This window comes from Niallia oryzisoli, assembly GCF_036670025.1.
GTDB lineage: Bacteria > Bacillota > Bacilli > Bacillales > Cytobacillaceae > Bacillus_BD > Bacillus_BD oryzisoli.
In genome coordinates, this window is sequence record NZ_CP137640.1 from 1,835,702 (window position 1) to 1,856,128 (window position 20,427).

General features: G+C 38.6%; 22 protein-coding genes. All 22 read left to right on the plus strand.

Going from position 1 to position 20,427, the window contains the following annotated elements; genetic code table 11:
- Positions 1 to 58 precede the first annotated feature (58 nt).
- The 22 genes from dprA to fliL all read left to right on the plus strand — a co-directional run bounded on the left by dprA (position 59) and on the right by fliL (position 20,401).
- Positions 59 to 919: a DNA-processing protein DprA gene (gene dprA, locus R4Z09_RS09265; RefSeq protein ID WP_338452037.1), complete on the plus strand. Its 861-nt coding sequence runs from the start codon at positions 59 to 61 to the stop codon at positions 917 to 919.
- Between the two features lie 454 nt (positions 920 to 1,373).
- Positions 1,374 to 3,452, plus strand: a complete 2,079-nt coding sequence (topA, locus tag R4Z09_RS09270; protein ID WP_338452038.1) for a type I DNA topoisomerase — start codon at positions 1,374 to 1,376, stop codon at positions 3,450 to 3,452.
- A gap of 304 nt (positions 3,453 to 3,756) precedes the next feature.
- Positions 3,757 to 5,064, plus strand: coding sequence for an FADH(2)-oxidizing methylenetetrahydrofolate--tRNA-(uracil(54)-C(5))-methyltransferase TrmFO (gene trmFO / locus R4Z09_RS09275; protein WP_338452039.1), 1,308 nt, complete (start codon positions 3,757 to 3,759; stop codon positions 5,062 to 5,064).
- A 62-nt stretch (positions 5,065 to 5,126) separates the two neighbouring features.
- Positions 5,127 to 6,029 (plus strand): tyrosine recombinase XerC, encoded by a 903-nt coding sequence (gene xerC / locus R4Z09_RS09280; protein WP_338452040.1) that lies wholly within the window; start codon positions 5,127 to 5,129, stop codon positions 6,027 to 6,029.
- A 111-nt stretch (positions 6,030 to 6,140) separates the two neighbouring features.
- Positions 6,141 to 6,683 carry an ATP-dependent protease subunit HslV gene (hslV, locus tag R4Z09_RS09285; RefSeq protein WP_338452041.1) on the plus strand — a complete coding sequence of 181 codons (543 nt, stop codon included), beginning with the start codon at positions 6,141 to 6,143 and terminating at the stop codon, positions 6,681 to 6,683.
- 20 nt (positions 6,684 to 6,703) lie between these two features.
- Positions 6,704 to 8,110 (plus strand): HslU--HslV peptidase ATPase subunit, encoded by a 1,407-nt coding sequence (hslU, locus tag R4Z09_RS09290; RefSeq protein WP_422392255.1) that lies wholly within the window; start codon positions 6,704 to 6,706, stop codon positions 8,108 to 8,110.
- A gap of 102 nt (positions 8,111 to 8,212) precedes the next feature.
- Positions 8,213 to 8,992, plus strand: coding sequence for a GTP-sensing pleiotropic transcriptional regulator CodY (gene codY, locus R4Z09_RS09295; RefSeq protein ID WP_338452042.1), 780 nt, complete (start codon positions 8,213 to 8,215; stop codon positions 8,990 to 8,992).
- Between the two features lie 452 nt (positions 8,993 to 9,444).
- Entirely contained in the window at positions 9,445 to 9,837 is a 393-nt protein-coding gene (gene flgB, locus R4Z09_RS09300) for a flagellar basal body rod protein FlgB (RefSeq protein WP_338452043.1), read from the plus strand.
- Positions 9,837 to 10,295, plus strand: coding sequence for a flagellar basal body rod protein FlgC (flgC, locus tag R4Z09_RS09305; protein ID WP_338452044.1), 459 nt, complete (start codon positions 9,837 to 9,839; stop codon positions 10,293 to 10,295). Before flgB ends, flgC begins: the two co-directional genes overlap by 1 nt.
- A gap of 15 nt (positions 10,296 to 10,310) precedes the next feature.
- Positions 10,311 to 10,613: a flagellar hook-basal body complex protein FliE gene (gene fliE, locus R4Z09_RS09310; protein ID WP_338452045.1), complete on the plus strand. Its 303-nt coding sequence runs from the start codon at positions 10,311 to 10,313 to the stop codon at positions 10,611 to 10,613.
- Positions 10,614 to 10,682: 69 nt separating this feature from the next.
- Positions 10,683 to 12,275 carry a flagellar basal-body MS-ring/collar protein FliF gene (gene fliF, locus R4Z09_RS09315; protein ID WP_338452046.1) on the plus strand — a complete coding sequence of 531 codons (1,593 nt, stop codon included), beginning with the start codon at positions 10,683 to 10,685 and terminating at the stop codon, positions 12,273 to 12,275.
- A 15-nt stretch (positions 12,276 to 12,290) separates the two neighbouring features.
- On the plus strand, positions 12,291 to 13,307 hold the full coding sequence (gene fliG, locus R4Z09_RS09320; RefSeq protein WP_338452047.1) for a flagellar motor switch protein FliG: 1,017 nt from the start codon (positions 12,291 to 12,293) through the stop codon (positions 13,305 to 13,307).
- Positions 13,300 to 14,076, plus strand: coding sequence for a flagellar assembly protein FliH (fliH, locus tag R4Z09_RS09325; protein WP_338452048.1), 777 nt, complete (start codon positions 13,300 to 13,302; stop codon positions 14,074 to 14,076). Before fliG ends, fliH begins: the two co-directional genes overlap by 8 nt.
- Positions 14,063 to 15,379, plus strand: a complete 1,317-nt coding sequence (gene fliI, locus R4Z09_RS09330; RefSeq protein ID WP_338452049.1) for a flagellar protein export ATPase FliI — start codon at positions 14,063 to 14,065, stop codon at positions 15,377 to 15,379. The genes fliH and fliI overlap by 14 nt, the downstream gene beginning before the upstream one ends.
- A gap of 4 nt (positions 15,380 to 15,383) precedes the next feature.
- Positions 15,384 to 15,827 (plus strand): flagellar export protein FliJ, encoded by a 444-nt coding sequence (fliJ, locus tag R4Z09_RS09335; RefSeq protein WP_338452050.1) that lies wholly within the window; start codon positions 15,384 to 15,386, stop codon positions 15,825 to 15,827.
- A gap of 8 nt (positions 15,828 to 15,835) precedes the next feature.
- Positions 15,836 to 16,435 carry a MotE family protein gene (locus R4Z09_RS09340; protein WP_338452051.1) on the plus strand — a complete coding sequence of 200 codons (600 nt, stop codon included), beginning with the start codon at positions 15,836 to 15,838 and terminating at the stop codon, positions 16,433 to 16,435.
- Between the two features lie 38 nt (positions 16,436 to 16,473).
- Positions 16,474 to 17,799: a flagellar hook-length control protein FliK gene (locus R4Z09_RS09345; protein ID WP_338452052.1), complete on the plus strand. Its 1,326-nt coding sequence runs from the start codon at positions 16,474 to 16,476 to the stop codon at positions 17,797 to 17,799.
- A gap of 12 nt (positions 17,800 to 17,811) precedes the next feature.
- Positions 17,812 to 18,447 (plus strand): flagellar hook assembly protein FlgD, encoded by a 636-nt coding sequence (flgD, locus tag R4Z09_RS09350; RefSeq protein WP_338452053.1) that lies wholly within the window; start codon positions 17,812 to 17,814, stop codon positions 18,445 to 18,447.
- 14 nt (positions 18,448 to 18,461) lie between these two features.
- Positions 18,462 to 18,845, plus strand: coding sequence for a TIGR02530 family flagellar biosynthesis protein (locus R4Z09_RS09355; protein ID WP_422392256.1), 384 nt, complete (start codon positions 18,462 to 18,464; stop codon positions 18,843 to 18,845).
- A 77-nt stretch (positions 18,846 to 18,922) separates the two neighbouring features.
- Positions 18,923 to 19,714 (plus strand): flagellar basal body rod protein FlgG, encoded by a 792-nt coding sequence (gene flgG, locus R4Z09_RS09360; RefSeq protein WP_338452054.1) that lies wholly within the window; start codon positions 18,923 to 18,925, stop codon positions 19,712 to 19,714.
- Between the two features lie 50 nt (positions 19,715 to 19,764).
- The gene (locus tag R4Z09_RS09365; RefSeq protein ID WP_338452055.1) at positions 19,765 to 19,986 is read left to right on the plus strand and encodes a flagellar FlbD family protein; all 222 of its coding nucleotides are present in this window, start codon (positions 19,765 to 19,767) and stop codon (positions 19,984 to 19,986) included.
- Positions 19,973 to 20,401, plus strand: a complete 429-nt coding sequence (gene fliL / locus R4Z09_RS09370) for a flagellar basal body-associated protein FliL (RefSeq protein ID WP_338452056.1) — start codon at positions 19,973 to 19,975, stop codon at positions 20,399 to 20,401. Before R4Z09_RS09365 ends, fliL begins: the two co-directional genes overlap by 14 nt.
- The last annotated feature ends 26 nt before the right edge of the window (positions 20,402 to 20,427 follow it).

Consider the following 20,427-nt stretch of genomic DNA (forward strand, 5'->3'; position numbering starts at 1 on the left):
TTCTAACCGTTTTACTGCCAATTATCCCAACATAATTTTTTAGATTAGGAGGATTTTTATGAACTTTAAACAAAAATTGGTCCATCTCACACTTTGCAGGGGTGCAAGCTGGGATATCATTTACACGATCCTTAAAAAAGATCCTCAGTTAAGCTCCTTATATGACCTCCATTTCCACAGCTTTCTTTCCCCATTTAAAACAGCAGCTTCCATTCTTGAAGACTTAAATTCCCAGAGAATTAGGGAGAATATTCTCCAATATGAACAAAATCATATTGGCATTGTCACGATATTTGATCATGAATACCCTCTCCTGTTAAAAGAAACCTATAAACCTCCTTGGGTACTTTATGCAAAAGGCGATCTGAGTCTTTTATCAGCTAAAAAGCGGCTTGCAGTTGTTGGTTCACGACAGGCAACGGCCTTTGGTATAAAGTCGATTGAGCTGCTATTTCCAGAGCTGATAAAGCATCAGGCTGTTATTGTAAGCGGACTCGCAGCTGGGATAGATGCAGAAGCCCACAAAACGGCCATTCGCTATGGCGGGAGAACAATTGGTATCATTGCCGGAGGGTTTGGACATATATATCCTGAGCAGAATGAACATCTTGCAAAAGGAATGATGCTGAGACAATTAGTCCTCTCCGAATATCCTCCGCACGCTAGACCGCAAAAATGGCACTTTCCGATGAGAAATCGCATTATTGCCGGTATCAGCCATGGAACGCTTATTATTGAGGCCAAAAAGAGAAGTGGATCACTCATTACAGCAGATTATGCATTGCATGAGGGCAGGGAAGTATTTGCTGTTCCTGGACATATTCTGTCTCCCTATTCGGTCGGTACAAATGAACTGATCCAACAAGGTGCCAAACTCGTCATCACGGCAAAGGACATTTTAGAAGAATTAAAAATTTGAAACGTCATAATATGTTCATGCCTTAATATAATGAAGAAAAAACTCTGTTTTGCTGAGCTTTCCCCAACTTTTTGTGAAATATTCAATAAAAAGGTTGAAATTATTTTAAATCTGTTATACATTTTGCATCATAAGTTATGTCATTACTGAATTTCCGAAAATGTATTATAATGAAGAGAATATATGAATTAGATAATGAAAGCATGTTGGAAAATATCCGTGTTGATGGATGATAAATTGAGTTTAGTGAAATAGACTTTTAATACTTATTTTTAATGATCTGAAACCGTTTTCCATTCGGGATTCGTCATATAAAAGAAGGAAAAGTGCCAATTATAAAATATCTTTTGTTGACAGACGTGATAAATTTGGACAATAATAATGAATATTTTAAGTTTACAGTTATAAAGATAGAAATAGTGCGGATATTATCCCTCTTAAGGAGGATATAGGAATGTCAGAGTTTCTTGTAATCGTTGAATCACCTGCAAAGGCGAAGACGATTGAGAAGTATTTAGGGAAAAAATATAAAGTTAAAGCTTCTATGGGTCATATTAGGGATTTACCTAAAAGTCAAATGGGTATTGATTATGACAAACAGTTTGAGCCGAAATATATTACAATTCGTGGGAAAGGTCCCATTTTAAAAGATTTAAAAACAGCCGCTAAAAAGGCAAAGAAAGTTTATCTCGCAGCTGACCCTGATCGCGAAGGCGAAGCCATTGCTTGGCATTTAGCGAACAGTCTAAATGTGGACGTTAACTCAGATTGTCGAGTTGTTTTTAATGAAATAACGAAGGATGCAATTAAAGAGTCGTTTTTGCATCCGCGTCCGATTAATATGGATTTGGTTGATGCCCAGCAGGCGCGAAGAATTCTTGACCGTCTGGTCGGTTATAATATCAGCCCTTTATTATGGAAAAAGGTCAAAAAGGGTTTAAGTGCAGGCAGGGTTCAATCAGTTGCTGTCCGTTTGATTATTGACAGGGAAAAAGAAATTAAAGCCTTTGTCCCTGAAGAGTATTGGACAATCGATGGAGAGTTTCTAAAGGGTACTGAAAGCTTTGAGGCGTCGTTTTACGGAATTGATCAGAAAAAAGTAGATTTGTCTTCTGAAGCAGACGTTAAAGAAGTACTGAAGCAAATGAATGGCAACCGCTTCACAGTGGAAAATGTTACAAAAAAAGAACGCCGCCGTAATCCGGCAGCTCCATTTACCACTTCATCCTTACAGCAGGAAGCTGCAAGGAAATTAAACTTCCGGGCAAGAAAGACGATGATGCTTGCTCAGCAGCTTTATGAAGGTATTGATATTGGCAGTGAAGGAACTATTGGTCTTATTACATATATGAGAACGGATTCTACTCGTATATCCGATATAGCAAAAGCTGAAGCTGCACAGTATATCGAAAGCACGTATGGCAAGAACTATTTACAAGAAGAACAGCGCAAGGAAAAGAAAAACACAAACGCCCAGGATGCCCACGAAGCAGTCCGGCCGACTAGTACATTACGGGAACCGAGCAGTTTAAAAGAATTCCTTTCCCGTGATCAGCTGAGACTCTATAAATTAATTTGGGAACGTTTTGTAGCAAGTCAAATGTCAGCTGCTGTTATGGATACGATGAGTGTTGATTTAAAAAATGGTCCAGTCATATTTAGAGCGACAGGTTCAAAAATAAAGTTTTCTGGATTTATGAAGGTGTATGTGGAAGGTACAGACGATAATGCGGAAGAGAAAAAAGACCGTTTACTTCCAGATTTACATGAAGGGGACGAGGTTTTAAAGAAGGATATCGATCCAAAACAGCATTTCACACAGCCGCCTCCACGGTATACAGAAGCAAGGCTTGTAAAAACACTTGAAGAACTTGGGATTGGCCGTCCCTCTACCTTTGCACCTACATTGGATACGATCCAAAAAAGGGGTTATGTCGCTCTTGACAACAAGCGCTTTGTCCCAACAGAGCTAGGAGAGATTGTCACGGAGTTGATGTTTGAATTTTTCCCAGAAATTCTTAATGTTGAATTTACGGCAAAAATGGAACAGGATTTGGATAATATTGAAGAAGGTCAAATAAACTGGGTGAAAATCATTGATGAGTTTTATCAAGGGTTTGAGAAAAAACTTAAAATAGCTGAAAAAGAAATGGAGCAGGTAGAAATAAAGGATGAGCCTGCCGGTGAAGATTGCGAGCAATGCGGAAGTCCGATGGTTTTTAAAATGGGGCGTTACGGAAAATTTATGGCATGCAGTAATTTTCCTGATTGCCGTAATACAAAGGCGATTGTGAAAGAAATTGGTGTCAAATGTCCAAAGTGTAATGAAGGAAATATTATTGAAAGAAAAAGTAAAAAGAAACGGATATTCTATGGCTGTGATCGTTTTCCTGAATGTGATTTTCTTTCTTGGGATAAGCCGTTACCGCGAAAATGTCCAAAATGTGAATCGCTCTTAGTAGAAAAGAAACTCAAAAAGGGCGTACAAGTGCAATGTGTGGAATGTGATTATAAAGAGGAACCACAAAGCTAAGAGTGAGTATCATACTCACTCTTTTCCTATGACAATGAACAGGAATACATATATAGTGAGTTTCTGGAAAGTATGTCAAATAAAGTATTGATTTAGACAAAATTATATAAAAATCGACAAAATTAGTAGCTTTAACTTTATTCTATTGAAAATTTTGTGTACAATGACGAGTGGATGGTACAAATAGACGATTAAGGTATAAGAAAGCTTTTTACATTGAAAATTGTTGACTTTATAATATACAACCTAAACGGATGCCGATTTTTATTTATTTGGTTTATGTTTTTAATTTAGGAGGTTAAGTATGACAGATAGATACGTTAATGTTATTGGTGCTGGTCTTGCTGGAAGTGAAGCTGCCTGGCAGTTAGCAAAAAGGGGAATACCAGTCAGGCTGTATGAAATGAGACCTGTAAAACAAACCCCTGCTCATCATACAGATAAATTTGCTGAACTTGTTTGCAGTAATTCATTAAGAGCGAATAATTTAACCAATGCTGTTGGTGTTTTAAAAGAGGAAATGCGTCAGCTTGATTCAGTCATCATCAGTTCTGCTGATGAATGTGCTGTTCCTGCTGGAGGGGCATTAGCCGTTGACCGGCATGAATTTGCCGGGCTTGTTACAGATAAAGTAAAGAATCATCCAAATGTAACAGTGATGAACGAAGAGGTTACTGAAATCCCTGAAGGTGTCACCATTATTGCAACAGGACCTTTAACAAGCGCGGCCTTGGCAGAAAAACTGAAATCTTTGACCGGAGAGGATTATTTATATTTTTATGATGCTGCCGCACCTATCGTAGAAAAAGAAAGTATTGACATGAATAAGGTGTACTTAAAATCACGTTATGATAAAGGAGAAGCGGCGTACTTAAATTGTCCGATGACGGAGGAAGAATTCGATCGTTTCTATCAAGCTTTAATAAATGCTGAAACCGCCCCTGTAAAGGAATTTGAAAAAGAAATATTTTTTGAGGGCTGTATGCCAATTGAAGTAATGGCCAATAGAGGGAAGAAAACGATGTTGTTCGGTCCCATGAAACCTGTTGGTCTAGAAGATCCAAAAACAGGGAAAAGGCCATATGCTGTTGTCCAGCTGCGCCAGGATGATGCTGCTGGAACATTATATAATATTGTTGGGTTCCAGACTCATTTGAAGTGGGGAGCACAAAAGGAAGTATTGCAATTAATTCCCGGCCTCGAACAGGCTGAAATTGTTCGCTATGGAGTTATGCATCGAAATACATTTATTAATTCGCCAAAGGTATTAAAACCGACCTATCAGTTTACTCTTCGCGAAGATTTGTTTTTTGCAGGACAAATGACGGGTGTGGAAGGATATGTTGAGTCAGCAGCGAGTGGCTTGGTCGCTGGTATTAATGCTGCAAGACTGATAAATGATCAAGAGGCTGTACAATTTCCTGTAGAAACAGCTATTGGAAGCATGGCCCATTATATAACAACTACAAATGCAAAGAACTTCCAGCCAATGAATGCCAATTTTGGTCTGTTTCCTGAACTGCCAGTGAAAATAAGAGGGAAGCAGGAAAGAAATGAACAACATGCAAAGCGGGCATTGGATACAATTCAGAACTTTAAGAAGAGTTTGTGAATTATTTGCTGAAGGCTACTATAATATGATATGCTATAGTAGCCTATAAGAGGTGAGTAGGAATGGTTGAAAATGTGAACGTTATGTTAAAGTTGTTTATTGAATATTTACAAATTGAACGAAATTATTCACAATATACAATTGGGTCTTATGAACACGATGTAAAAGGTTTTTTTATGTTCATGAGTGAACAAAATATTTCTGGAGTTAAAGATGTAACATATTCAGACATACGAATTTATTTAACGAAGCTCTATGATGAAAAACTAGCGAGAAAATCAGTTGCAAGGAAAATTTCAAGTCTGCGCAGCTTTTATAAATTCCTGCTTAGGGAAAAAATGATTGAAGATAATCCATTTACGCTAGTTTCCATTCCAAAAGCAGAGAAACGGTTACCGAACTTCTTTTATGGAGAAGAGATGGAGCAATTGTTTGATGCGTGTAAATCGGATACCCCGCTTGGATTAAGAAATTTAGCCTTGCTGGAGCTATTTTATGCAACAGGAATTCGTGTCGGTGAATGCAGTCAATTGCTGCTGAAGGATGTTGATTTCTTTTTATCAACGATTCTTGTACATGGGAAAGGACAGAAAGACCGATACATTCCTTTTGGCAGTTTTGCACATGATGCATTAGAACAATACATACAAAATGGCCGTAATCAGCTGGTGAAAAACCACCATATGCATGATTTTCTTTTTGTTAACTTTCGGGGAGGCCCGCTTACGACGAGAGGAATTAGAGTTATTTTAAATAAAATTCTTAAGGATTCAACCTATAACGGGAAAATACATCCCCACATGCTGCGCCATACGTTTGCAACCCATTTGCTGCAAAATGGAGCAGATATGAGAACAGTTCAAGAGCTGTTAGGTCATGCCTTTCTTTCCTCGACGCAAAAATATACACATGTAACAAATGAATATTTAAGAAAATCATATATGTCCCATCATCCTAGAGCATAAACTTAAAAAGTCTAAAAGTTACTGCGCTTGAGACCGAAAAGGGGAATCAGCCTTAAGATGGCAGTAAGTATGATTGATGAATTAAACTTGCAATAAAAAGGAGGGTTTTTGATGACAGAATTTCATGCAACCACAATATTTGCGATCCAGCACAAAGGGAAATGTGCAATGGCTGGTGATGGGCAAGTTACCTTTGGAAATGCAGTTGTCATGAAGCATACTGCTCGAAAGGTTAGAAAACTTTTTAATGGTAAAGTCTTGGCTGGGTTTGCCGGCTCTGTAGCGGATGCATTTACATTATTTGAATTATTTGAAGGCAAACTAGAAGAGTATAATGGCAATCTGCAGCGTGCTGCCGTTGAACTGGCAAAATTATGGAGAAGCGATAAGGTTTTAAGAAGATTGGAAGCTATGTTAATCATCATGGATGAGACTGATTTGCTTCTCGTATCAGGAACAGGGGAAGTCATTGAACCGGATGATGGTATTTTAGCCATTGGTTCTGGCGGGAACTACGCATTATCAGCTGGACGTTCATTAAAAAAATATGCCGGAGATCATTTAACAGCGAAAGAAATAGCAAAAGCATCCCTAGAGATTGCTTCTGAAATCTGTGTATATACAAACGATAATATTATCGTCGAAGAGTTATAGTGGGAAGGGAGTCCGAGTACATGGGAAATGGTATGAATTTAACACCCCGTCAAATAGTTGAACGATTAAACCAATATATCATCGGGCAGAACGAAGCTAAAAAGGCGGTTGCCGTAGCGCTTCGTAATCGATACCGCCGCAGTCTCTTGGATGAAAAAATCCGTGATGAAATCAGCCCGAAAAATATTTTAATGATTGGACCGACAGGTGTAGGTAAAACCGAGATCGCCAGAAGGATAGCAAAACTTGTACAGGCGCCATTTGTGAAGGTAGAAGCAACTAAATTTACAGAAGTCGGTTATGTTGGCCGTGATGTTGAATCAATGGTACGTGATCTCGTGGAAACATCTATAAGGCTCGTAAAAGAAGAAAAAATGCAAAGCGTAAAGGAAAGAGCGGAGAAAAATGCCAACCAGCGTTTAATCGGACTGCTCGTACCTTCAAGCAAAAAAAACACTGCGATCAAAAATCCACTTGAGATGTTGTTTGGCGGCAGCAGTAACCAGGACCAGCAAGATACAAATGGGACTGATGAAGCTAATTTGCAGGAAAAACGGAAGAGTGTACAGGTAAAGCTGGCAGCAGGAGAATTAGAAAATGAAGTGGTTACGGTTGAGGTGGAAGAAAATCAACCATCTATGTTTGATATGCTGCAAGGATCAGGCATGGAGCAGATGGGTTTGAATATGCAGGATGCTTTGGGGAATTTAATGCCAAAGCGACGCAAAAAAAGAAAACTAGCTGTCCGTGAAGCACGGAAAGTATTAACACAAGAAGAAGCCCAAAAGTTAATTGATATGGATGAGGTAACACAGGAAGCCGTTTATCGTGCAGAGCAGTCGGGGATTATTTTTATTGATGAAATTGATAAAATTGCAAGTAAAAACAGCGGCGGAGCTTCTGCAGATGTTTCACGAGAGGGTGTACAACGCGATATTCTTCCGATTGTAGAAGGTTCAACGGTAGTAACAAAGTACGGATCTGTTAAAACAGATCATATTCTCTTTATCGCAGCCGGAGCTTTTCACATTGCAAAGCCGTCCGATTTAATTCCAGAGCTTCAGGGAAGATTTCCAATCCGGGTTGAATTAACGAAGCTAACGACAAAAGATTTCGTAAAAATTCTCATTGAACCAGATAATGCTTTAATTAAACAATATGAAGCATTATTGGCAACTGAAGGTATACAAATTGAATTTTCTGACGATGCTATTACTAAGATAGCTGAAGTTGCTTATGAGGTGAATCAAAATACAGATAATATTGGAGCAAGGCGTCTGCACACGATATTAGAAAAACTGCTTGAGGATTTATCCTTTGAGGCACCAGAAATTACGATGGAGAAGATTACGATCACGCCGCAATACGTAGAAGAGAAACTCGGTGCTATCTCCCGGAATAAAGATTTAAGCCGATTTATTCTCTAAGTTCTATAGAGCAAGATGTCTATGATTTTAATAAAAACAAAAAATGCAACTAAACAATAGATAAAGTAACATTGGGTGTTAGTTAATAGGAGGAAGAATGTAATGGATTTATTATCAAAAACAAGAAAAATTAATGCAATGCTGCAAAAGGCTACTGGTAAGTCAGTAAACTTCAAAGAGATGGCTGAAACGTTGAGTGATGTCATTAATTCAAATATCTTTGTTGTAAGCCGTCGTGGTAAATTACTTGGTTTCTCTGTTAATCAACAGATTGAAAATGACCGGATGAAAAAAATGCTCGAGGATCGTCAATTCCCAGAAGACTATACAAAGAATTTGTTCAGCATCAATGAAACGACACCGAACCTTTCGATTGAAAGTGACTATTCGGCTTTTCCATCGGAAAACAAGGATCTTTTCGCGAACGGATTAACGACAGTTGTACCGATTATTGGCGGTGGAGATCGTCTTGGAACATTGATTCTCTCAAGATTAGAGGAGCAGTTTAATGATGATGATTTAATTCTTGCGGAATACGGCGCAACAGTTGTTGGCATGGAAATTCTTCACGAAAAGGCAGAAGAAATTGAAGAGGAAGCCCGCAGTAAAGCCGTCGTACAGATGGCAATCAGCTCATTATCATATAGTGAACTAGAGGCAATTGAACATATCTTTGAAGAATTAAATGGAACGGAAGGTCTCTTGGTTGCATCAAAAATTGCTGACCGTGTTGGCATTACCCGTTCAGTGATTGTGAACGCATTGCGGAAACTTGAAAGTGCCGGTGTAATTGAGTCCCGTTCACTTGGCATGAAAGGAACCTATATTAAAGTTCTGAATGATAAGTTTTTACTTGAATTAGAAAAGTTAAAAACAAACTAACGATCAAATAAAAAATCATCTGTTATGAAACAGGTGATTTTTTTATTTTGTTATAGGCGAAAAATATTTGTAACAAAATATGAATAAAAATCGACAAAATGTAATACAAGAAATAATTATAGATTTTTAGGGTTGAAATAGCTAAAATTAATAGGTGCTATCTCTTGATAGGTACTCTCTTAAAACAAGAATTATAGGTATATTGGAGTGTTTATTCTAATTTATTTTTGTCAGTATTGTTCGCAATGTTTGAATGAATTACAATGAAATAAGGAGATTGTGCGTGTCGTTAGAAAATAGGACTATTTGCTTAATAAAATTAACACTACAGTCATAGACATATTATTACGTTTTAATTACAATTAGATTTGTAACTATAGATTCGTCTATTTTCCTCAAAATTCTACATATTTCATCAATTCTGATTATTATAGGAATATAGGAGTGTTACTATGAGTTTATTTTCAGGCACGATATCCACATTGGAGAATGCCCTCAATTATTCAGCAACAAAGCAAAAGGTCATCTCACAAAATATTGCCAATGTCGATACTCCAAATTATAAAGCCAAGGATGTCAGTTTCAAAGCTGCTCTCGATCAAGCCGTTGGTCAATCCATCTCAACAAATCGTACCGACAATCGGCATTTTGTCTTTACCAAGCCATCATATTCATTATCTATTATGAACAAGAATCTTGTTTCCTATAACGAAAATGGAAATAGTGTTGATATTGATCAGGAAATGGCTGATCTGGCAAAAAATCAAATCTATTTCAATGCCTTGACTGAAAGAATAAATGGGAAATTTTCAACCCTACAGAATGTGATAAGAGGTGGGAAGTAATGTCAATCTTCCATAGTATGAATACAACCGCTTCAGCTTTAACAGCGCAGCGTCTTCGGATGGACGTCGTTTCATCCAATATGGCAAATGCCGATACAACCCGTGCAAAACAAGTGAATGGACAATGGGAGCCGTATAAGCGGAAATCAGTTGTCCTGCAGGCGAAGGAAGGACAATTTTCTTCTTATTTGCAAACGGCCATGAATGCAAATAGCCGCGATGGAGCCGGAAATGGTGTTAAGGTCAGTAAGATCGTTGAAGATGAAACACCATTTCAACTCGTTTATGATCCGACGCATCCAGATACGAATGGAGATGGTTATGTCCAGATGCCGAATGTTGATCCGCTAAAGGAAATGGTTGATTTAATGAGTGCCACTCGTTCATATGAAGCAAATGTTACGGTTTTGAATGCATCTAAAAATATGCTGATGAAAGCATTAGAGATTGGGAAATAAAGGAGAGAAATATATATGAAATCCGTTACGTTTTCACCAGTAACATCAGCTAATTTACAAAAAACATCACAAAAAACTGTGTCGGCATCTGAAACACAGAAGAGCTTTTCTTCATTTCTAAAGGATTCAATCGAGAAAGTGAATCAAGCACAAATTGAATCAGATAAATTGACAGAAAAATTAGCGAAAGGTCAGGATGTGGATCTGCATCAAGTGATGATTGCATCACAAAAAGCCAGTATCTCCTTACAATTGACACTAGAAATAAGGAATAAAGCGGTTGAAGCTTATCAAGAAATGATGAGAATGCAAGTTTAATAGAAAGATGCTGCTCTAGTTAGGCGGTTATTTACTACTGACCAATCGATTAATAACCGGGGGATAATCATGAAGGAATCGTTACAAAAATTTATCAATCCAATAAAAGAGTACTGGTCAAGCCGTTCAAAAAAGCAACGGATCATAATGATCAGTGCAGCTGTATGTATTTTATTGGCTGCCGGGGTTATATCCTTTTTTACAACTAGGACAAACCTAGTGCCTCTATATAGCAATCTCACTCCTTCTGAGACCGGTTCGATTAAAGAAAGCCTTGATGGAAGAGGGATTGAATCTGAAATAATCGATGGCGGCCAAACGATTAAAGTTCCGGAAGATATAGTTGATACATTGAAGGTTGAACTGGCTGCAGAGGGCCTTCCAAAGTCCGGTAGTATCGATTATTCCTTTTTTAGTCAAAATGCCGGGATGGGAACAACGGAAAATGAATTTAATGTGCTGAAACTGGATGCAATGCAGACGGAGCTTGCTAATTTAATAAAAGGGATTGAAGGAATTAATGATGCTAAAGTGATGATCAATCTTCCTGAAACCAGTTTATTTGTCAGCGATGATGTCGGAAAGGCTTCTGCTTCAATTGTATTAAATACAAAACCAGGTTATCAATTTGAACAAAATCAAATTAAAGCTTTATATCAACTGGTTTCTAAAAGTGTTCCAAACCTTCCTACAGATAATATCGTCATTATGAACCAAAACTTTGAGTATTTTGATTTAAAAAATGAAAATAATTTATCTGGTTCTATTTTTGCAAATCAGCAAGAAGTAAAAAAGGAAGTTGAACGGGATGTACAGCGACAAGTGCAAAGCATGTTAGGTACATTAATGGGTCAGGATAGAGTTGTTGTTTCAGTTACAGCAGATATCGATTTTACACAAGAAAATCGTGAAGAGAACTTGGTAACGCCTGTCGACGAAGAAAATATGGAAGGGATCGCGATCAGCGCCCAAAAAATTACCGAAGCGTATACTGGATCAGGCAATGTACCCGAAGGCGTGCCTCAATCCGAGACAACAGGGGATACCGGCTATAAAGAACCGGAAACTAGTACAAGTAACGGTGATTACGAAAAGGTAGACGATACGATCAATTACGAGATTAATCGTATTCGAAAAGAAATTGTTGAGAGTCCTTTTAAAGTAAGAGATCTTGGCATTCAAGTGATGGTAGAGCCTCCTAAAGCGGATAATCCTGATTCATTATCACAGGAACGGGTTGATGATATTAAAAATATGCTGGCAACGATTGTCAGAACGTCCATTGATAAAAATGCTAATCCTGAACTGACTGATGAAGCCATTGATCAAAAGATATCCGTATCTGTGCAGCCGTTTGAAGGAAAGGTTTCTTTTGATGAGGAAGAGAAATTTTCCATTCCATGGTGGGTTTATGTAATCGGAGGAGTTCTTGTAGCGGTTATTGGATTACTTGTATTTCTGTTTATTAGAGCTAAGAGGAACAAATGGGATGATGAAGAAGAGGATCGTATAGAAGATTTTATCCAGCCGGTAGATATTCCTGATGTGAATGAAAGCCACGAAACAGAAAACAGTCTACGCAGAAAACAACTTGAAAAAATGGCAAAAGAAAAACCAGAAGAATTTGCTAAGCTGCTGCGGTCATGGATAGCTGAGGACTAAAGGAGGGGGATGAAGATGGCCAGAAAAGAACAAAAAGAATTAAGTGGAAAACAAAAGGCAGCCATTCTTTTAATATCTCTTGGTCCAGATGTTTCTGCTTCGGTCTATAAGCATTTAAGTGAAGAAGAAATTGAAAAATTAACATTAGAAATTTCTGGGGTAAAAAAAGTGGATAGTCAGGCGAAAGAAGAGGTTGTCGAGGAATTTCATCAAATTGCACTCGCGCAGGATTATATTGCACAGGGCGGTATTGGTTATGCAAAAACAGTTCTTGAAAAGGCATTAGGTGAGGAACAAGCAACGGTTATTTTAAACCGCCTTACATCTTCTTTGCAGGTTCGTCCTTTTGATTTTGCCAGAAAAGCAGACCCTGCGCAGATCTTAAATTTCATTCAAAATGAACATCCTCAGACCATTGCCTTGATTCTATCGTATTTAGATGCACAGCAGGCTGGTCAAATCCTATCAGAGCTTCCGCAGGAGATGCAGGCAGATATTGCGAAAAGAATTGCAGTCATGGACAGCACCCCTCCTGAAATAATAAACGAAATTGAACAAATATTAGAGCGGAAGCTTTCAACAACTGTAACACAGGACTATACGCAAACAGGTGGTATTGAAGCAGTAGTAGAGGTATTAAACGGAGTTGATAGAACAACTGAGAGAACGATCCTGGATGCTCTTGAAATACAAGATCCGGAGCTTGCAGAAGAAATTAAAAAGAGAATGTTTATCTTTGAAGATATTGTTACATTGGATAATCGTTCCATTCAGCGGATTATTCGTGAATGTGAAAATGAGGATCTTTTACTTTCACTAAAAGTATCGAGTGATGAAGTGAAGCAAACAGTTTATAAAAATATGTCGTCGAGAATGGTCGAAACATTTAAGGAAGAAATGGAATATTTGGGACCTGTTCGCCTGCGGGATGTTGAAGAAGCCCAATCACGGATTGTTGCGATTATCCGCCGTTTAGAGGATGCAGGAGAAATTGTCATAGCCCGTGGTGGAGGAGATGATATCATTGTCTAGGCTCATTAAGTCACAGTGGCCGGATGTCCCATCCGATAAAAAAGTCATATCGATTAAATTGTTTAATATGCCTGAGGTAAATGAGGATTTCTCTGTAAAAGCAGAAACAAAGACAGAAACCTCTAACCAAATCATAGAAGCGGCTTTGCTGGAAGCCGAAAGAATTAAACAGCAAGCAAAAATGGAATCAGATGAACTGTTGGCACAAATTCAACAAGACAGGGATGCGTGGGAACATGAAAGAGCCTTGTTGGTCAGTCAAGCCCAGGAAGAAGGCTACAGCACTGGATGGGAGCAAGGCGAGTCAAAGGGGTACTCGGAGTATAAAGAAAGACTGATGCACGCTGAACAATTGATTCGATCGGCAAAACAGGATTATCTTGCTTACTTAGAGTCATCGGAAAATACCATTTTAGATTTGGCAGTTCGTATGGCTGAAAAAATCGTAAATAAAAAAATTGAAGATGATGAGGCTTATTTTATTTCGCTTGTGAAAAAAGCATTGCGGGAGGTAAAGGAGTTTCAGAATGTAGAGATACATGTTCACCCTGAAAACTATCAGTATTTGCTTTCGAAAAAGGATGAATTATTGGCCATTTTCCCGCATGAAACAAATTTGTTTATTTATCCAGATAGTGTTTTAGCTGCGGGAAGCTGCCGATTGGAATCTCCCTTTGGCCGTATTGATGCAAGTATTGATACACAACTTTCGGAGATAAAACGGAAGCTGACAGAATGGCTGGAGGGTGATGACAATGAAAGCCGCTGAGTTGATAAACAGACTGGATGAACTTGACTCCTATAAACGTTATGGCCGGGTTAAACAAGTTGTCGGTCTTATGATTGAATCACAAGGACCGGAAAGCTCGATCGGCGACCTTTGTCTTATTCACGTTCGTCATCGAAAAAATAGAGTCATTCAAGCAGAGGTAGTTGGCTTTAAAGGGGAAAATGTGATTCTGATGCCTTATACATCTGTAAATGATATTGCTCCCGGCAGCCTAGTGGAAGCGACTATGAAGCCTCTTGAAATAAAGGTAGGACCTGCACTAATCGGAAATATTGTCGATGCTTTGGGGAATACACTCGACGGGAGCGATTTGCCAAAAGGCTTGCAAACTGTGCCAACCGAGCAGTCACCGCCCAATCCGTTAAAAAGACCGCCAATTTCTGAACCAATTGAGGTGGGTGTCAGAATGATTGATAGTTTACTAACGGTTGGAAATGGCCAGCGTGTCGGCATTTTTGCCGGCAGCGGTGTCGGTAAGAGTACATTGCTTGGGATGATTGCCCGCAACACAAAAGCAGATTTAAATGTGATCGCTTTGATTGGTGAACGGGGCAGGGAAGTACGAGAGTTTATCGAAAAAGACCTCGGCGCCGAGGGGTTACAGCGATCCGTTGTTGTAGTAGCCACCTCTGATCAGCCGGCTTTGATGCGTATAAAGGGAGCGCTTACGGCAACAGCGATTGCAGAGTATTTTCGTGATAAAGGTTTGAATGTCATGTTAATGATGGATTCTGTTACCCGGTTTGCCATGGCACAGCGTGAAGTGGGGCTGGCAATTGGTGAACCGCCTACGACTAAAGGGTATACACCGTCTGTATTTGCTTTACTGCCAAAGCTGTTAGAGCGAACAGGAACAAATGAACTGGGTTCGATTACAGCGTTCTATACTGTTCTTGTTGACGGGGATGATATGAATGAGCCGATCGCGGATACCGTGCGCGGAATTCTGGATGGACATTTTGTCTTAGACCGCAGTTTGGCAAACAAAGGTCAGTATCCTGCCGTCAATATTCTAAAAAGTGTCAGCCGTGTCATGAATAATATCGTAGACCGGGAACATGTTTTAGCTTCTGAAAGATTAAGGGAACTCTTAAGTACTTATTATAATGCGGAGGATCTAATAAATATTGGCGCCTATAAAAAAGGGTCCTCAAGGGAAATAGATGCCAGCATCCAATTATATCCGCAGATTATTTCCTTCTTAAAGCAAGCAACCCATGAAAAAATGTCCATGAAAGACAGTGTTAATACTTTATATCAGTTAATTGGAAGAGGAGAGTAGATTCATGGGTTACCAATTTAAGTTTGAGAAAATTATGGCTGTTAAAGAACGAGAGAAAAACGAAGCGCTATCTACTTATAATACTTCTGTTAAGAGATTCGAAGAAGTAGCAGAGAAATTATATGACCTTCTGAAAAAGAAAGAGGATCTAGAAAGCTACCAGTCCATGAAGCTTGTAAGCGGCTTAGCAGTACAGGAAATAAGACATCATCAGCATTTTATCGACAATTTGCAGAAATCAATTGAACAATATCAACAAATGGTGCAGAATGCTCGAAACCATATGCTGTTTCAGCAGGAAAAATTAATGCAAAAAAATATCGAAGTGAAAAAATATGAAAAAATGAAAGAAAAAGGCTTGCATGAGTTCCTTGAGGAAATAAAGCATATTGAAGCACGACAAATGGATGATATCTCGATTCAACACTTTGTGCATCGAGGAAGCTAGGTGTAAACATGGAAAAGTTAATGGAAGAAGAGGAAGAAAAGAAATACAGCAAAATACAATGGTTTTTTGTTGTGATTGTGATCCCTACATTATTTGCTTTAACTGTAGCAGTTCTTGTATTAACTGTTGCAGGTATTAATGTATTTGAAAAGGCAAACGAGTTTCGAGACAAAATTCCCTTTGTTCCGACGAGGGAAGAAGTAAATGATAAACAAGCTCTAAAAGAAGCGGAAAGTACCTTAACGAAATTGAAGGCAGAAATAGAAGATCGGGAAGCAGCAATTGCCAAGCTTGAAACCGAAATTGAAGGAAAAGATCAGGAAATTGAGACTCTCACGCTGGAGAGGGAACAGTTACAAGCGCAAGTAGATGATTTGCTTTTGTCTAAGGAGGATGGACAGCAGACATTTAAGGATATTGTGAATACATTTGAAACGATATCAGCGAAAAAGGCTGCGCCAATCATTGCTGAAATGAGTGATGATGAAGCATTAAAAATCTTATCCAGCTTGAAGCCTGATGTATTGGCGGCGATTCTTGAAAAAATGAGTGCACAAGATGCAGCCAAGTATACTGCTTTATTAACAAATAACAGCAGTAATAATTAACACGGACGTTGTTTCTTTTAATTGAAAGGAGGTGAAACATGATGGAGATACAGTTTGGGCCGGCTCTTATTTCAGGCACAGATATTTCGCAGAATGAAAGTGTGAAAGTCGGGCAGACTCTAGGATTTGCTAAATTATTATCAGGGCTCTTGCAGCCTATCTCCGGTAATGAAGTAGAAGTAACAGTTAATCAGGATCTTTCTGCACTATCTAGTGAAGAGCTTCTAAAGGTTATTGAGTTATTACAGGCTGCTGATGTAACGGAAATTGAATCGGGGAGTGCCTTATTGGAGCAATTACTGTCAGGTGACAGCGCTGATTTGTCAAAACTGATTTTAGAGCAGTTACAACTAAATGAAGAGGATATACGATCAGCCATCACAACATTTCTGCAAGGAATAAGGGCATCAAACCATGACGTACCAGAAGAATTATCTGAGAAAGAGCTTTCGAAACTGCTGAAAGAGCTTCCGGACATGGATGTAAATGAAGCATTAATGTCATTACTTCAAATCCTGCCATCCGTTCCGAGTAATCAGCTTTCGATTTCGGCAGAGCAAAACGGTGTTCAATTAGCCAAGACACTCAAACTACTTGAATTATTTTTATACTATGAACAGCCTAACGTGGACAATACCCAGTTGAACAAGCTGTTACAAAACACTGCTGAAAAGCTTAAAACATTTTTAAACGGGAATGACGCAACTGGCAAAAACGAAATCTTAAATAAAGTGTTTAACCCGTTCGTAAAGGAAGTAAATCAATCCATTTTAGCAAAAGGACAAATGATAAATGAATTTACAGGATTAGAACAAGCTGATTCTCAGAGTATGAAAGACATCAATCAAAATCATAGCTTCACGCCGAATGGTTCGATTCATTCCTTTTCGTTCCTTACAAAACAGGAGCAGTTGGTATTGCTGCAAGAACAATCAGGTCAATTTGTTTCGAAGGACGAGCTTATTAAACAATTTGAAACGATATTGGCAAAAAGTCAATTTGTCACGTCAGGAGGCAGTCAAAAACTTTTTATTAAGCTTTACCCTGAACATTTAGGGGCGCTGCGGATTGAATTAACACAGCAGGATTCATTGCTGACTGCAAAGATATTAACAACAACAGCAACTGCTAAAGATGTTTTAGAGTCGCAAATCCAAGGACTCAGGCAGGCGTTCTTGGCGCAAAATCTACAAGTAGATAGAATCGAAATAGCACAACAGTTTCAACAGGAGCAATTTATGAGTAGAGATCCGCAAAAGGATCAAAAGCAACAGCAGCCAAGAGAGCAAAATGAACAAGAAGACGGTGGAAATCAGACAAATACCGTTTCTTTTGAAGAATTTCTTTTAAATGTAGAAGCATAGGAGGGCAAGTTAGTGGCCAATACGATTGATTCCAATTTATACCTCTCCAATTATCAGAAAGCTGAGCGGAAGACCGGATCATCAGAGCTTGGTAAGGATGATTTTTTAAAGCTGTTAATGACGCAGCTGCAAAATCAGGATCCTTCCAATCCAATGCAGGATACAGAGTTTATTGCCCAAATGGCCCAATTTTCATCATTAGAGCAAATGACAAACCTGAACAGTTCATTTGAAAAATTTATTTCACAGCAACAGCAGAGTCTGCTTATTTCTTACAATCAGTTTGTCGGAAAAGAGATTACTTGGCATAAACTCAGTGAATTAGAGGATGGTACGACAGAAGTGCAGGATGGCACAGGAAAAGTTTCCGGTATTCAATATAAGAATGATCAGGTTGTATTTATTCTTGAAGACGGTACTGAGCTTGAGCCAGCTAATATTTCACAGGTAAATGAAACAATAAATGAGTCAAATATGATTCAAGCCAGCATGATGATCGGCAAAAAAGTAACGTTTGTTAATGAATCGAATGAGGAAGAAACGGCTGTCATCCATTCGGTTTCATTTAAAAATGGAAAAGCAGCCTTCCAATTAGAAAATGAAGGAAATACGGCTATCACGGCTGCACAAATGATCAAAATCGAATAAAGGGGAGGTTATTCATGCGCGTATATAGACCGCTGACACAACCATTTATTCAAGGAAATATGAAAAAAACGCAAAATACCGGTCAAAAGCAAGGAACATCCTTTTCAGCTGAATTCCAATCTGCTTTAAAGAATGATAAGGACACATTAACGATTTCAAAACATGCTCAAGAAAGGCTGGAGCAAAGAGGCATCACTATCAATGCCGAACGTTGGGAGCAGATTGATGAAAAAGTGAAACAAGCGAAAACCATGGGCGTAAAAGAGTTGCTTGTACTTTTGGAAGACGCTGCTTTAATTGTTAGTGCAAAAAACAATACAGTGATAACGGCGATGAACCGTGAAGAAGCATCAACACAAATTTTTACAAACATTAATGGAACCATTTTAATGGATTAATACGAGGCTGGACCTCTATGGAAGCCTAACAGCTGCCGACCGACTGACGCAGCTTATATCTGAAGGGAGTAATCAACATGCTAAGATCCATGTATTCCGGAATCAGCGGAATGAAAAACTTTCAAACTAAATTAGATGTAATTGGGAATAATATTGCAAATGTGAACACATATGGATTTAAAAAAGGCCGCGTAACCTTTCAGGACTTAGTAAGTCAAAGCATCTCTGGAGCAAGTGCGCCAACTGGAACTATAGGTGGTGTAAATCCAAAGCAAGTCGGCCTAGGTTCACAGTTATCAACTATCGATACTGTAGATACTCAAGGAAGTTTGCAAACGACTGGAAGAACATTGGATTTAGCTATTTCAGGAGATGGTTATTTCGTACTTTCTGACGGAGCAATTACAACGTATACACGGGCCGGTAACTTCTATTTAGATACTGAGGGGAATCTTGTTGATGCAAATGGAAAGTATGTACAAGGCCAGGGCGGGATTATAAATATTCCTCTAGATGCAAAAAGTTTTAGTATTGGTAGTGACGGTACTGTTTCTTATATCGACAGTAATGGTTCTTTAACAACTGCTGATCAAATATCAATTGCAAAGTTCTCTAATAACGGCGGATTAGATAAAGTCGGTTCGAATAATTACCAAGAAACAACAAACTCAGGCACACCATCAGTAGATGTTCCTGGCGGTGCAAACGGAGCAGGAACTCTCGTTTCAGGTGCCCTTGAAATGTCCAACGTTGACCTTTCAGAAGAATTTACTGACATGATCGTCGCACAGCGCGGCTTCCAGGCTAATACAAGAATTATCACGACTTCTGATGAAATACTGCAGGAATTAGTAAATTTAAAACGCTAATTTAAGGGAGGGATAGGGTTAAAGGGTCCCCTTTAACCCTTAATTTAACAGTGATTAAGTTATCGCGATTAAACGGGAAACCATTTATTATTAATGCGTTATACATAGAAACAATTGAGTCATTTCCAGACACAACAATAACGCTGACAAATGGCAGTAAATACATTGTCAAAGAGAAGGAAGAAAAAGTGCTGGAATTGGTGCTTGAATTCTATCAATCTTTAAACCTTCTTGGACAACAGATAGGGGGAAATGATAGTGAAGAACAATAAGCTTGTCATGATCATGTTAATCCTTCTTGTTGCGATTGCTTTAGTTGGAGCAGTTGCCATTGTCATGGTGCTGAATCACAATGGCCAAGATCAAACCGCGGAACCGACGATTGATGAGGTTCTTGAAGCTTCTGTAGATATTCCGGAAATCACAACGAACCTGGCTGAAAATGCTTTTGTTCGAATTTCGTTTAAAATTCAGACAGACAGTAAAGAGGCTAAGGAAGAATTAGAAAAGCGAAATTTTCAAGTAAACAATATTATTATCTTGGAATTATCTGAACAAACAGCTGAAACCCTAAAGGGAAAAGAAGGTCAAATGCAGCTGGAAGAGACGTTAAAGACCAGAATCAATGAGGTTATGCAGGATGGTGAGGTTGAAAAGGTTTATATCACTCAATTCCTCCTCCAATAGAAGACATCTTGAGAAAAGTTAAGCCA

What these genes read in the sequence shown, in the direction of transcription:
- dprA (WP_338452037.1), top strand. Translation starts at nt 59, where the DNA reads ATGAACTTTAAACAAAAATTGGTCCATCTCACACTTTGCAGGGGTGCA.
- topA (WP_338452038.1), top strand. Translation starts at nt 1,374, where the DNA reads ATGTCAGAGTTTCTTGTAATCGTTGAATCACCTGCAAAGGCGAAGACG.
- trmFO (WP_338452039.1), top strand. Translation starts at nt 3,757, where the DNA reads ATGACAGATAGATACGTTAATGTTATTGGTGCTGGTCTTGCTGGAAGT.
- xerC (WP_338452040.1), top strand. Translation starts at nt 5,127, where the DNA reads ATGGTTGAAAATGTGAACGTTATGTTAAAGTTGTTTATTGAATATTTA.
- hslV (WP_338452041.1), top strand. Translation starts at nt 6,141, where the DNA reads ATGACAGAATTTCATGCAACCACAATATTTGCGATCCAGCACAAAGGG.
- hslU (WP_422392255.1), top strand. Translation starts at nt 6,704, where the DNA reads ATGGGAAATGGTATGAATTTAACACCCCGTCAAATAGTTGAACGATTA.
- codY (WP_338452042.1), top strand. Translation starts at nt 8,213, where the DNA reads ATGGATTTATTATCAAAAACAAGAAAAATTAATGCAATGCTGCAAAAG.
- flgB (WP_338452043.1), top strand. Translation starts at nt 9,445, where the DNA reads ATGAGTTTATTTTCAGGCACGATATCCACATTGGAGAATGCCCTCAAT.
- flgC (WP_338452044.1), top strand. Translation starts at nt 9,837, where the DNA reads ATGTCAATCTTCCATAGTATGAATACAACCGCTTCAGCTTTAACAGCG.
- fliE (WP_338452045.1), top strand. Translation starts at nt 10,311, where the DNA reads ATGAAATCCGTTACGTTTTCACCAGTAACATCAGCTAATTTACAAAAA.
- fliF (WP_338452046.1), top strand. Translation starts at nt 10,683, where the DNA reads ATGAAGGAATCGTTACAAAAATTTATCAATCCAATAAAAGAGTACTGG.
- fliG (WP_338452047.1), top strand. Translation starts at nt 12,291, where the DNA reads ATGGCCAGAAAAGAACAAAAAGAATTAAGTGGAAAACAAAAGGCAGCC.
- fliI (WP_338452049.1), top strand. Translation starts at nt 14,063, where the DNA reads ATGAAAGCCGCTGAGTTGATAAACAGACTGGATGAACTTGACTCCTAT.
- fliJ (WP_338452050.1), top strand. Translation starts at nt 15,384, where the DNA reads ATGGGTTACCAATTTAAGTTTGAGAAAATTATGGCTGTTAAAGAACGA.
- R4Z09_RS09340 (WP_338452051.1), top strand. Translation starts at nt 15,836, where the DNA reads ATGGAAAAGTTAATGGAAGAAGAGGAAGAAAAGAAATACAGCAAAATA.
- R4Z09_RS09345 (WP_338452052.1), top strand. Translation starts at nt 16,474, where the DNA reads ATGATGGAGATACAGTTTGGGCCGGCTCTTATTTCAGGCACAGATATT.
- R4Z09_RS09355 (WP_422392256.1), top strand. Translation starts at nt 18,462, where the DNA reads ATGCGCGTATATAGACCGCTGACACAACCATTTATTCAAGGAAATATG.
- flgG (WP_338452054.1), top strand. Translation starts at nt 18,923, where the DNA reads ATGCTAAGATCCATGTATTCCGGAATCAGCGGAATGAAAAACTTTCAA.